At 63.2% G+C, this 12,555-nt stretch carries 12 protein-coding genes; 2 read left to right on the forward strand and 10 right to left on the reverse strand.

Annotated elements, in window-relative coordinates:
- The first annotated feature begins 61 nt into the window (after nt 1-61).
- Nucleotides 62-1,483: an MDR family MFS transporter gene (locus tag CIC07_RS23515; RefSeq protein WP_076357660.1), complete on the forward strand. Its 1,422-nt coding sequence runs from the start codon at nt 62-64 to the stop codon at nt 1,481-1,483.
- Between the two features lie 81 nt (nt 1,484-1,564).
- The gene (locus tag CIC07_RS23520; RefSeq protein WP_076357658.1) at nt 1,565-2,170 is read left to right on the forward strand and encodes a TetR/AcrR family transcriptional regulator; all 606 of its coding nucleotides are present in this window, start codon (nt 1,565-1,567) and stop codon (nt 2,168-2,170) included.
- Between the two features lie 99 nt (nt 2,171-2,269).
- Here the strand turns inward: CIC07_RS23520 and CIC07_RS23525 are convergent, their stop codons facing one another.
- The 10 genes from CIC07_RS23525 to CIC07_RS23570 form a co-directional block, all read right to left on the reverse strand.
- On the reverse strand, nt 2,270-2,935 hold the full coding sequence (locus CIC07_RS23525) for a hypothetical protein (RefSeq protein ID WP_076357656.1): 666 nt from the start codon (nt 2,933-2,935) through the stop codon (nt 2,270-2,272).
- A 107-nt stretch (nt 2,936-3,042) separates the two neighbouring features.
- Nucleotides 3,043-3,828 carry a DeoR/GlpR family DNA-binding transcription regulator gene (locus tag CIC07_RS23530; RefSeq protein WP_076357654.1) on the reverse strand — a complete coding sequence of 262 codons (786 nt, stop codon included), beginning with the start codon at nt 3,826-3,828 and terminating at the stop codon, nt 3,043-3,045.
- Between the two features lie 139 nt (nt 3,829-3,967).
- Nucleotides 3,968-5,095 (reverse strand): 2-aminoethylphosphonate--pyruvate transaminase, encoded by a 1,128-nt coding sequence (gene phnW, locus CIC07_RS23535; protein WP_076357652.1) that lies wholly within the window; start codon nt 5,093-5,095, stop codon nt 3,968-3,970.
- Entirely contained in the window at nt 5,092-5,910 is an 819-nt protein-coding gene (gene phnX / locus CIC07_RS23540) for a phosphonoacetaldehyde hydrolase (RefSeq protein WP_076357650.1), read from the reverse strand. Before phnX ends, phnW begins: the two co-directional genes overlap by 4 nt.
- A 148-nt stretch (nt 5,911-6,058) precedes the next feature.
- Entirely contained in the window at nt 6,059-7,795 is a 1,737-nt protein-coding gene (locus CIC07_RS23545) for a putative 2-aminoethylphosphonate ABC transporter permease subunit (protein ID WP_083688209.1), read from the reverse strand.
- Nucleotides 7,792-8,892, reverse strand: coding sequence for an ABC transporter ATP-binding protein (locus CIC07_RS23550; RefSeq protein WP_076357648.1), 1,101 nt, complete (start codon nt 8,890-8,892; stop codon nt 7,792-7,794). The genes CIC07_RS23545 and CIC07_RS23550 overlap by 4 nt, the downstream gene beginning before the upstream one ends.
- A gap of 346 nt (nt 8,893-9,238) precedes the next feature.
- Nucleotides 9,239-9,565 carry a hypothetical protein gene (locus tag CIC07_RS23555; protein WP_165895278.1) on the reverse strand — a complete coding sequence of 109 codons (327 nt, stop codon included), beginning with the start codon at nt 9,563-9,565 and terminating at the stop codon, nt 9,239-9,241.
- A gap of 78 nt (nt 9,566-9,643) precedes the next feature.
- On the reverse strand, nt 9,644-10,597 hold the full coding sequence (locus CIC07_RS23560) for a DUF4871 domain-containing protein (RefSeq protein ID WP_076357644.1): 954 nt from the start codon (nt 10,595-10,597) through the stop codon (nt 9,644-9,646).
- Nucleotides 10,575-11,153, reverse strand: a complete 579-nt coding sequence (locus CIC07_RS23565; RefSeq protein ID WP_157741974.1) for an RNA polymerase sigma factor — start codon at nt 11,151-11,153, stop codon at nt 10,575-10,577. Before CIC07_RS23565 ends, CIC07_RS23560 begins: the two co-directional genes overlap by 23 nt.
- A gap of 250 nt (nt 11,154-11,403) precedes the next feature.
- The gene (locus tag CIC07_RS23570; RefSeq protein ID WP_076357642.1) at nt 11,404-12,477 is read right to left on the reverse strand and encodes an oxidoreductase; all 1,074 of its coding nucleotides are present in this window, start codon (nt 12,475-12,477) and stop codon (nt 11,404-11,406) included.
- Nucleotides 12,478-12,555: the final 78 nt, after the last annotated feature.

The following is a 12,555-nucleotide window of genomic DNA, read 5'->3' on the forward strand; positions in this document are numbered from 1 at the left end:
CTCCCTACCCGGACAGCCGCCTTGATTCCATCCCCGAAATTGAAAAGGAGCCGATTCAACCATGTCCGTACCATTGAAATCCGATGCAGCGGAGACCTTCTCCCTGCGCGCCGTCCTGCCCTTCATTCTGGCCGTTGCCCTGGGAATGTTCCTCGTCATGCTCGACGGAACGATCATGAACGTCGCCGTCCCCCGCCTCGTGGAGCATTTCCGCAGCGATCTGAAAACGATCCAGTGGGCCATCACAGCGTATACGCTCGCGCTGTCCGCCGTCATTCCGCTGGCGGGCTGGTTTTCCGACCGCTTCACCGCCAAGCGGACCTTCCTGTTCTCCATCGTCTTTTTTTTGCTCGGATCCCTTCTATGCTCCTTCGCCGGAACGCCCGGCCAGCTCGTTCTCTTCCGCGTCATTCAAGGACTCGGCGGCGGCATGGTCGCGCCGATCGGCATGGCGCTCAGCTTCCAGGCGGCGCCCCCGGAGAAACGCGGCTCCATCATGGGCATTCTCGGCCTGCCGATGCTCGTCGCCCCCATTCTCGGCCCTCTCCTGTCCGGCTATTTCATCGAATACGTAACCTGGCGCTGGATCTTCCTCGTCAACCTGCCGGTCGGAGCCGTCGCGCTCTATATGGTTTACCGCTTCGTCCCGAACAAGCCGCGCCCTGCCGGCCGGGCCGTCAAGCTGGACAAGGCGGGCATGATTCTCGCCCCGCTCGCTTTCGTTTCTCTCGTGTACGGCGTTCACGAAGGCGGATCGAACGGCTGGGCGGGCATGCCTGCCGTCGCGCCGCTTATTGCCGGCGCAGCCGCATTGCTGGCCTTCATCGTCCTTGAGCTGAGGCTGGAGCAGCCCTTGCTGGAGCTGCGCGCGTTCCGGTCCGGCTATTTTACGCGCGGCGCCGTCCTGTCCTGGTTCAATATGATGGCCTTGTTCGGAAGCCTGCTGCTCATCACGCTCTATCTCCAGCAGGTCAAGGGGCTGTCCCCGCTGACATCGGGCCTCTATGTCATCCCGCAAGCGATCCTGTCCTCTATCGGCCTCAATGCAGGCGGCAGGCTCGCGGACAAATACGGCTCGCGGCCGGTCGTCGTCGCGGGCATCCTGTCGCTGGCTGGAAGCTTGTCCGCCTTCACCCGGCTCACACCGGACTCTTCCTCCGCCTACCTGATTGCGGCGGTCTGCTTCTTCGGCCTGGGCCAAGGCCTGAGCATGATGCAGATCAACACGTATGTGCTGAAGTCCGCTCCCAAGGGGCTGCTCGCCCGGATCACGCCGATCACGGCGTCGGCCCAGCAGCTGTTCACCTCCTTTTCCGTCACGATCCTGACGTCATCCTTGACCCGTCAGCTCCAGAAGGCCGCGTCTCCGAGCGACATCGCCGCGCTCAGCCACGCGTTCGCCGTCACGTTCCGGATTCCGTTCGGACTGTCTCTGGCCGCTCTCGCCCTGAGCTTCTTCCTTCGCAATCCGAAGTCCAATTGATATAATAAGGGCAAGCATGCCCCGATTGGAGATGGCGGATTGAAACCTCAGCGAAGGCCACATATCACCGAGGAAAAGATTATGGAGGCGTCCTGGAAGCTGCTCGCCGTCCAGGGCATCGAGCAGTTCACGATGAGAAGCCTGGCGGCCGAGCTGGGCATCCAGGCTCCGTCGATCTACTGGTATTTCAAGAGCAAGCAGCTGCTGTTCCAGGCGCTTGCCAACGAGGTCGCGAAGGAAATCTCCCTTGGGCTGCCACGGGAGGGCGGCTGGAAGGAACGGCTGCTGGAGAGCGGACGGACCATCCGACTCAAGCTGAGGGAATTCCCCTGCTCCGCGCAGATTTTCATGCAGACAAGGCCCGAACCGGACTACCTTCGCGTCATGGACCAGCTGCTCGGCATGGTGGAGTCCGCCCCGATAAGCGATGAGGACCGGTTCTCCTTCATGCTGCATCTCCTCAACTATGTCCTGAACTATTCCGTCGACGAGTACGAGCAGAAGCGGGTCCAGGCCGCTTATCCGGAGGAGGAGAGGTACCGGATGTCCGACCTGGCGGAGTTCCCTCTCGTCCGGAGGATCTACGAGAACGGGCTGTTCCGGCTGGTCGGGTCGGAGGAGATGTTCGAGTCGGGCCTGCTGCTCCTCCTGGACGGAATGGAGCGCAAGATGGCGGAGGGAATGTAGCGTCGCCGGAATGAAAAAAGCCCCTTTGGGCCAAGCCGCTCCGCTCGACCCGTCGAGGATCGGAACGCCGCTTGTCCCGGCAGGGGCTTTCTCTTTTGTTCAGGTCGAGGCCAAAAGCTCCAGCGCTCTTGCCAGCGGACGGAGAGGATGGCCGATCCGCCTGCCCGTCTCCCTCCCGGCCCGTTCGGCGGCTCCTGCCATCGACAGCTGGGCGACGGATAGGACGAGCCCCGGTTCCGACGCAGCCGTCCGGAGCAGATGGGCGGTTACCGCGTCCTCATATTCCTCTTTCCTGCCCGCCATGATCAGGGGGAACAGATCCGGGATGACTTCGGCGCGGACTGCCGGCGTCTCGCCGCGCGATGCGCCCGCATAAGCATGCAGCCTGGCCATCGTTCCTTCTACCGTGGCCGGATTGCTGAACAGCAGCAGCTGCGGCTGCCCGCTGCGGCACAGCTCCTGGATGAAAGGCTCGTCGATCTTGACGATCGCCGGCATTCCGGCTGCCAGACGCGACTCGTCAAGCAGCGCGATATAGTGGGTGCAGGTGATCAGGATGGCGTCCGCTCCCGCCGCAGCCATCCATTCCAGCTGTTTCAGCACCCTGTCTCCGCCTCCCGCGCTTGCGAAGCCGGGATCGTTGCCGATCATGGCGATCAAGCCGGGATCGACGTAATGCTCCAAGACGAATCCCCCGGGCGCAATCTCCTGGATGATTCCGATATTGGACTCATGCGCGTGCAGGCAAGCCAGTTTTCGAGCCATTGCAATCCACCGCCGTTTTTCCCCCTATCTTACCAGCTGGTCCGTCCCTTGTCCGGACAGGCGCCGAAAAAGCGAAAAACCCGGCTGTTCCCAGCCAGGCTCCGCTCTTAGTCGGCCACGATCCAGTGGACATCCTTCTCCTCCAGGGAAGGCGCCCATTCAGGAGGAGGCGCGATGTCGCTGACGACGATGTCGATCTCCTCCAGCCCGCAGGTGCGGCAGTAATAGATGCTGCCGACCTTGGCATGGTCCGCCAGCACGATGCTCTGCTTCGCCTGCTTGAGAAAGACTCGTCCCAGCATCGCGCGGTCGTCCTCGAAGCAGGTGACGCCGCCGTCCAGCTGCAGGCCGTCGGCTACGATGAAGGCTTTGTCCACATGGAAGTTGGACATGAAATGCATCGCCAGCGTTCCGCTCGTGCGGTAATGCCGGCTGTTGACGCGCCCGCCGACAAAGACGATCTCCCCGTCGAAGACGCCGCGGTTCTTGTAGCTCAGCAGCAGGTTCAGCGCATGGATGGACGTCACCAGCACCGTCAGCTGTTTTTTCAGCACCAGCATGTCGATCATCTGCACCGTCGTCGTGCCGTCATCGAGGATGATGACGTCCTTGTCCTGGATTAGCGCCGCCGCAGCATGGCCGATCCGCCGCTTCTCCTCCGCCTGCAGCACCTCGCGCTTGACGTACGCCGGCTCCTCCCGCTCGACATTCACCTTCACGGCGCCGCCGTACACCCGCTTGAGCCGGTTCTCCTGCTCCAGCTCCTCCAGATAGCGGCGGACCGTCTCGCTCGACACCTCCAGCTTGCTCACCAGCTCCGGAGTGCGCACCTTGCCCTGCAGCTGCAGCAGATTCACGATCATCTGCTTCCGTTCCTCACCCGCCAGCGAAATGGCTGCTCCCCCCTCTATATCCTGCCTGCGGGCGGAAATCCTCCCTGCGCAGGCTTGTTTCTCTTACCGTACCTCGGCGAGCCGGATTTGTGAAGCCTGAAGGCGGGACAAGAATTCCCGGCTCGGGGCCGCCGCTCCTCTAGACTCCGGCAGCGGGCTCCGTCCGCCTGGCCGCCATATAGGCCGCGGCGGCTTCGGCCAGCTCCTCCAGATCCTCCGCCTGCACATCTCCGATGCTGCCGATCCGGAACGTGTCGGCGGCGGAAATCTTGCCGGGGTAGATGACGTATCCCCTCTGCTTGAGGTAGCCGTAGAAATCCCGGAATTCAAAGCCGTCCGGGCATAGAAAAGCGGTAATGATCGGGGACTGCAGCTCCTGCGGCAGCAGTGCCGCGAAGCCGGCGGCCTCCATGCCTGCGGTCAGCGTCCGCTGCGTGCGGACATACCGCCGATGGCGCGCCGCGATGCCGCCCTCCTCGTCCAATTCCCGCAGCGCCTGATCAAAGGCGCGCACGACGTGGGTCGGAGAGGTGAACCGCCATTTGCCGCCGCCTTTCTCCATCGTCTCCCACTGGCCGTGCAGGTCGAGCGACAGCGAGCGGGCATGGCCGCCGCAGCGCTCAAGCACGGCCCGGCGGGCGATGACGAAGCCGAAGCCCGGCACGCCCTGGATGCATTTGTTGCTGCTGCTGATCAGCCAGTCGATGCCGAGCTCGGCGGCGTCCAGAGGAATGCCGCCGAAGCTGCTCATGGCGTCGACGATGAATTCCCGTCCGTGCCGGCGGACAACGGCGGCCAGCTCGCTCAGCGGATTGAGGATGCCGGTCGTCGTCTCGCAGTGGACGATGGCGACATGCGTCAGGCCGGAATCCGCAGCCAGCGCCTCGTCCAGCCGCTCCGGCGAGACCGGGCTGACCTCTCCGAAGCCGAGGCGCGTCGTGCCGATGCCGAGCAGCTCCGCGATTTGCGCAAGCCGCTCGCCATAAGCGCCGTTGGCCGCCACGAGCAGGCGGCCGCCATCGCGCGGCAGCGCCGTGCCGACGGCGGCCTCCACGCTGAACGTGCCGCTGCCCTGCATCAGGACGGCGGTATACGCCTCCGGCGCCGACGGAGCCGCCAGCAGCGTCAGCCGCTCGCGGATGGACTGGACGAGGCCGTTGTACTCGTCGTCCCAGGTGCACCAGTCGCGCAGCATCGCTTCCTTGACGGTGGCTGTCGTGGAGAGCGGTCCCGGCGTCAGCAGCAGATACGGCCTCTCCGCCCTCATGGCCGCTCCCCCTTCGCCAGCCGCTCGTTGACCGTCTCGATGAAGCGGTCGAGATCGCCGATCTCGCGGATGACCGCATGCGCCCCCGCAGCCTCCAGGCCCGCCGCGATCTCGCGGAAGCGGCGCTCGCGCTCGTCCTCGGACAGGGCGGCGACCTCATCCTGCGACAGGCCGAGCTCGTTGCCGCCGAAAACGACGCCGACCGTCCAGACGCCGGCGTTGCGGCCTTCCCTCATATCCGCAGGCGTATCGCCGCATTTGACGTAAGCGGACAGCGGATAGATGCCAAGCACCTCCGCGTTGCGGAAAATCATCCACGGATGCGGCCGTCCCCCGCGCGGCATCTCGTCCGGCGTCACGACGGCATCGGGCGCGTAGCCCTTCTCCGCCGCCGCAGGCTCGATGACCGCCATCATCTCGCGGGTATATCCGGTCGTCGTTCCGATCCGGATGCCCGCGGCGCGCAGCCGGTCCTGCAGGGCGAGAGCCCCCGGCACCGGATCGGCGAACCGGTCCAGCGTGCTCATCAGCATCGGCTCGAACTCCCGGTACATCTCCTGCACGTCCTGCTCTCCGGGCTCGCTGCCGTAGCGCGCCTTCCACGCCTGCTTCACCTCGCCGTCCGCGCAGATGTCGCGGAGATGATCGAGCTTCATGCGGCCCATCGGCTTGCGCACCGCCTCGTCGGATACTTCCACCCCCCGCTCTGCGAACAGGCGGATGAACGCCTCCACCGGAGCCCGGCTTCCGTAGTCCACCATCGTCCCCGCCCAATCCAGAATGACGGCTTGCACGCGCTGCTGTTCCGTTGTCATTTTCATTTCCTCCCGTGTGGTCGAATGATATTCTCGTTTCTCTTGTTTCCTTGCAAGGCAAAGCTCGATCGGCTTCGATTTTCATCAGAAGCGCATCGGAAGCGGCATCAGCGGCGCAAGCGGCCAAGACGGCCGCTTGCGCCTCCGTTCAATATCCGCGCCAAGCCGCCGTGCGGCGGCGCAGCCAATGGCTGACAGCCTCGTACCCCAGCCTCACGGCCACGTTCACGCCGAGGATCAGCACCGACATCGCCGCGGCCATGTCGGTGTCGCCGGCGTCATCCATGCTGACGACAGCGACGGAGGCAAGCTTGAGCTGCGGGCCGTACAGGAAGATGACGGCCGACACGGTGACCATCGCCTGGACGAAGAAGTACACCGCCATCTCCAGGATGGCCGGCAGCGAGAGCGGCACCGTAATTCGGAAAAACGTCCGGAGCCAGCCGGCATTCATGGACAAGGATACCGTCTCGAATTCCTTGTCCGTCATTTTCAGGGAAGCCGAGGCCGTCATGAACGGAACGGAGAAGAAATGCATGACTCCCGAGAGCACCAGAATTCCCATCGTCCCGTACAGCACATGCAGCGGATTGCCGGGATGGTTGAAGAAGAAAATGTACGCCAGGCCGATGACCATGCCCGGCAAGGCGAGCGGCAGCACGGACAGGAAGTATGCGGCCTGCCTGAGGCCTCTCCACAGGGAGATCCGTTCAATGAGATACGCGGCCATGAAGGCTCCGGCCGTGCCGATGGCAGCGGTCAGCAGGCTCATCCGCACGCTGTTCCAGAAGGGCGCCATGCCGCCGGCGGCCGCGTCGGCGAAGTTGAAGTGGCTCAGCGTCAGAGACAGGTTGTACGGCCATACCTTGATGAGAGAAGCCAGCACGACAGCCGCGAGCAGCGCTCCGATCGCCAGCGAGGCAAGGGATGCGCAAGCGTAGGCGGCCGCATCGCGCAGCCTGCCGGGACGATGCCGGTAAGCCGTCGATCGCGACGTGACATAGGCCTGCTGCTTGCGCGAGACGGCGCGGTCGACGATGAAAGCCAGTACCGCCGGGATGCAGAGCACGAGGCTCACGACGGCTCCGAGAGCCATGTTCTGCTGGCCGACCACTTGCTTGAAAATGTCGGTCGCCAGCACGTTGTAGGAACCGCCGACGACCTTCGGCGCGCCGAAATCGGTGAAGCTGAGGGAGAAGCAGACCGTGACCGCTCCCGCGAGCGCATACTTTACGGAAGGCAGCGTGACGGTCAGCAGCTGGCGCGCCCGTCCGGCTCCCATCGTCTCGGCCGCCTCGTACAGGCGGTAATCGCTCACCGAGAGCGCCGCGGACAGGATCAGGAATGCTTGCGGGAACGTATAGACGACCTCGGAGAGGATGATGCCGACAGGGCCGTACAGCGGAATGCGCAGCTCGAAGGGCAGCAGGCCGAACAGGCCGGTCGTCACGAAGCCCTGGTTGCCGAACAGATAGGTCAGTCCGATGCCGTGCATCATCGTCGGAGCGAACAGCGGCAGCAGCGCGATGGCCTTGAACAGCGCCTTGCCGCGGATCGCGGAGCGGGCCAGCGCATAGGCCAGCAGGAACGCCAGCGGCACTGCGATTACGGTCGTCATGACCGAGATGTAGACGGTGTGACGGAGCGAATCCAGCAGCGCCGGCGATTCCAGGTAAGCCCGGAAATACCGCAGCCCGGCGTAGCTTCCGTCCGGATTCAGCACCGCCTGCCGGAACATGAACAGCAGCGGCAGCACGAGAGCGGCGGCGAGCAGCGCGAGCAGCAGGAGAAGCGATCCTCCCTGCGCCAGGGCGCCGCCGCCGAGCCGCGGCTTCGCCGATGCCGCCGGTTGAAGCGGCGAGGAGCCGGGCGGCCGGGCGTTCATCGGCACGCCTCCGCCGGGTAGCTCAGCAGCCGGTTCTCCGGCAGCGCCAAATCCAGCAGGGAACCGCGCTCCAGACGCAGTCCCGCCGCCTCATGGGCGGGCAGATCGGCGTGGATCAGCGTCGGCTCCGCTCCGGACGGATGCGGCAGCAGCACGCTGATCCGCCAGCTGGAGCCGCGGAATTGAGCCTGCTCGACCCGGCCTGCGAGCAGCAGGCAGCCGGCTGACCGGCGCCCGCCCGGCTGGCGCTCCGCCGCCCCCGCCGCCAGCTCGCGCCTGGCGGCGTCGAAAATGTCGTCCGCCCGGGCGATGCGGACATGCTCCGGGCGGATGGCCAGCCGCCTGTCCGGACTGGATGCGCCCACCCATTCGGGAAGGAAGTTGACCGCGCCGATGAAGGAGGCGACAAAGGGATTTCCCGGATGATCGTAGATGTCCGTCGGCGTGCCGGCCTGCATCACCTTGCCGCCGTTCATGACGACGATCTCGTCCGCCATCGTGAGCGCTTCCTCTTGGTCATGGGTGACCATGACGGTGGTAATGCCGAGCTTCTCCTGCAGCAGGCACAGCTCCTCGCGCAGAGTGGCGCGCACGTTGGCGTCCAGGGCTGACAGCGGCTCGTCGAGCAGCAGCACCTCCGGCTGCAGCGCCAGCGCACGGGCCAGCGCGACCCGCTGCTGCTGGCCGCCGGACAGCTGGGCCGGATAGCGGTCCTTTACGCTTTCCAGACGGACGAGCTTCAGCAGCTCGTCCACTCTGGCTCCTATTTCCCGTCTCGGCATATTCCCCTTGAGGCCGTAAGCGATATTCCCCGCCGCCGTCATATGCGGGAACAGCGCGTAAGACTGGAACACGAAGCCGAAGCGCCTCTTGGAGGCGGGCACGCTCGTCAGGCTGCGTCCGCCCAGCGCCACCTCGCCCCGGTCGGGCTGCTCCAGCCCCGCCATGATGCGCAGCAGCGTCGTTTTGCCGCAGCCGCTCGGTCCCAGCAGGCAGGTCAGCTTCCCCTCGGGAGCATGCACATCGACTCCGCCGAGCGCCTCGAAAGCGCCGAATGATTTGCCTACTCCGCGTGCCGTCAATCCTTCCTTTGCCATGGGCACCCTCCATCCTGCTCGTTCTTGCTTTCATGATAGGAGTGAAGTGTAAATAGAATGTCAAAACCAAGTTAAGATTGTGTGTTTTGTTGTTTTCACTTTTAATTTATGTTGTTTTCGCTTGTTTTTCAAGACTAATCCCCATGTTTGTGGCTTTCAAATGACGAACCCGCCCATCCAGCTCCCCATCATCCTCATGAAAGGCCCTCCTTTCACGGATCTTCAATCATCGGACTAGCCGATGACAGCATCAAACGAATGACAAGCCTCCGAGTAGTTAGACGGGGGTTTCGGCTTATTCTGCCGTTTCTGCCGGAAATGCTCCGAGCGAGACGGGTTTCCCCGCTTATTTGGCCGTTTCTGCCGCAAAAGCTCGAGTAAGACGGTTCTTCCATGCTCGAGGTTTCCCATTGCCTGAGGGTGCGATGACCGCCCTGTGTTCCGCCATCGCCAGCCAAAAAAAGAACCGCCCTAGGCGGTTCCAATCATGATATAGGGCACTTTTTTGATTTCCTTGCTTCTTGGTCCGTTTGGTTTCCTTGGTTTCCTTGGTTCCTGCTTCTTGCTCTTCTTGCTCTTCTTGCTCTTCTTGCTCTTCTTGCTCTTCTTGCTCTTCTTGCTCTTCTTGCTCTTCTTGCTCTTCCGGCTCTCCATGGCTTGCCTTATTCTCCATGCTCCATGCGCTTCTTGCTCTTCTTGCTTTCACCCCTTGCCTGCTTTTTCCGCCATGCTTCTATCCCTGCCCGTGCGTTCATTCCTTGCCCGCCTGCTTCACATCCACCACGATCGTATCCAAAAGCCTGCCGTCCGCGTAGGGAAGCAGGCGCCAGCGTCCCGGCTCGGGCAGCGACATCATGGAGACGGCGCTCAGGTCGGCGCCGTTCAAGGAGCCGGAAAAGAACGAATCCGTCGAGAAGACGTCGACAGGCCGTTCCTCTCCTTCTTTGATCGCCTTCACCTGGAAGCCTCCGTCGAACTTCTCCTTGTCCCCCCAGAAATGCCACATGTACTTCTGGTGCATGCCTGCCGAGAAACCGGCGTCTATGAAGGCCACCTTTCCTTCCACGCCGCGCATGAGATAGGCTCCGGAGCGGAACTCGGGACTGGCCTGCCAGTCCGGCTCATGCAAGGCTATCGTCACATGTCCGTAGGAAACCCCGTCGAGAAGCACGTCGAGCCTCCACAGTCCGCCGAGGGGGAGGACGAACTGCATCCCATGCCTCTCCAATCCTTCATAACCGCTGTCCGGACTCCGGATCAGGCCGGAGTATGCGGTCTCTCTCCAGCCCGATTCGGCATGCACGGCTTCCACTCGGAGGTTTTTGCCCTCAAAGACGCGGAAGGGAGCGGTGAACGAGAATACATAACCCTGCATGATGCCTGCCCGCGCATCCGGCTCCGGATAGATGGCGAACAGCTGCTTGCCCTGCTCGAAATAGGCATGGCTCTCCGTCAGACCTCCCTGTCCCCGATGGCCCGGCAACGGAGACGGCAGTCCCCAAACCGCGGCCAGACAGACAGCCGTCAGCACCGCAGCCAGAATAGCCCGACGCGGCCTCCTCCAGGCCTCTCCCCCCCGCCCTGCGGACTGCGAATGGATCCTGCGGCTCACCGCCTGCGCCATTTCCTCCGTGAACCGGCCGGAGACGAATGGCGACGGCTGCATCCGGCTTCTCAGCCTCTCATTCCGATCGTTGGCGTTCAATGCCTTCGGCCTCCTTTCCATCCTCAATCAGCAGTTGGCCAAGCTTCTTCCTGGCCCGGTGCGTCCGGGATTTCACCGTTCCTGCCGGAAGCCCCGTCATGGCCGCGATCTCCTTCACGGCAAAGCCATAATGATAGTCCAGAATGAGCAGCTCCCTGTATTTTCGCGGCAGGCTCATCACCGCCTCCCACAACGAGCGGCTCTCCATCCGGTCGAAAAAGACGACGTCGGCGCCGGGAGAGCTTCCGGATGCCGTGAACAGATCGGTCAGCGTCACCTTGCGGACGAAAGCGCTCTGCAAATAATGCAGGGCTTTATTGCGCGTGATTTTGAGCAGCCAGCCTTTGACGGAGCCGTCCCCGCGATAGGCGTGCAGCGAGCTGTACGCCGACAGGAATACCTCCTGGGACAGATCGTCCGCCGCATCGGCCCGGCGCGTCAGGAAGTAGGCGAACCTCCATACGTCGTCCCCGAAATGATCCATCAGATCCTGCAGCACCCTGCCGCGGTCGAATCCCGGAGCCAGATGCTTGATATAGTCCAGTTTTTCCGACATGGCCGCCCCCCTCATGCATATAGGACCGCTTTGGCGGACGATCGGTTCCATTTTTTCAAGAAAAAATCTTGGCGCGAAGATCCTTCCAGGCAAGCCTGCTCTGTCTTGCAGGACGAAGCTTGCGAACAGCAAAAAGACCGTTCTCCCCTGATAACGGGGGAACGGTCTCGCGCCGGGATGCATTCGGTTTTGTACAAGCCGTTCCGACGACCAGGATCCCAACAGCCGGCCTCCTTTTTTCAAGAAAAAGCTATTCTTTCTTGGCGGTCTCGTCGAGTGCCGGCGCCAGATCGATGACCCTCCGCTCCCGGGCGCTGCGATGCGCCGCCTCGATCAGCCTGATGACCTCCATCGCTTCCTCCGCGCCGACCGGGGGGTTGCCGCCGCCGGATATCGCCTCCGCGATGCCGCGGTAATAGTCCTGATAGCTGCCGGGCAGCGTGTCGATCTTGGTGCGCATGGTGAGGTCGCCGACGGCTGTCGTCAGCTCGCCGTAGCATTCCTCCTTGTCCGCGCCCCAGTCGGCGTCGCCCGGCCTCAGGCCGGCCTTCAGCTGATCCTCCTGCGGATCCAGCCCGTATTTGATATAGCTCCCCAGATCGCCATGGACCATGAAGCGCGGCCCCGCCTGCCGGACCAGCGTGCCGGCCCGCAGAATCGCCCGCGACTGGGGATAGGCGAGCACCAGGTGGAAGTAGTCCACCGTCTCCGCTTCATCCCGATCGAGCCGCAGATCGGCCCAAATGGAATCCGGACGGCCTAGAACCTGCACAGCCTGGTCGATGAGATGCGCTCCGAGGTCGTACAGAATGCCGGAGCCCGGCAGCGGCTGATCCCGCCACCTCGCCTCGACCTCCACCTCCGGCGAATACCGGTCGTAATGCGCCTCGTAGACGGAAACCCGTCCGATCGTGCCGGAATCCAGCACCTGGCGCACGGTAAGGAAGTCGTTGTCCCAGCGGCGGTTGTGGAAAACGCTGAGCATGACGCCCTTGGTCCGCGCCAGCTCGATCAGCTCTTCCGCCTCGCGCACCGTATTGGTGAACGGCTTCTCCACCACGACATGCTTGCCCGCGAGAATGGCGCTCTTGGCATGCTCGTAGTGCAGCGTATTCGGGCTTGCCACGACGACCAGCTCCACTCCGCTGCCCAGCAGCGCTTCCACGTCTTCGTACACGTCGACGTTTTCATAATCCTCCCGGACTTTATCCGTCTGGGAGGTGACGACTCCGGTCAGCTGCAAGCCTTCCTCGGCTGCGATGAGGGGGGCGTGGAATACCGAGCCTGACAGGCCGTATCCGATCAATCCCGTTCGTATGCCCATGATGAACGCCTCCGTTTCGGTAGGATTAAGGTACTTATCCTTACCCGCATGCCGCCTCGCGGAACCAGAGCCAAGCTC

Source organism: Paenibacillus sp. RUD330 (assembly GCF_002243345.2).
In the GTDB taxonomy this organism is placed as follows: domain Bacteria; phylum Bacillota; class Bacilli; order Paenibacillales; family Paenibacillaceae; genus Paenibacillus_O.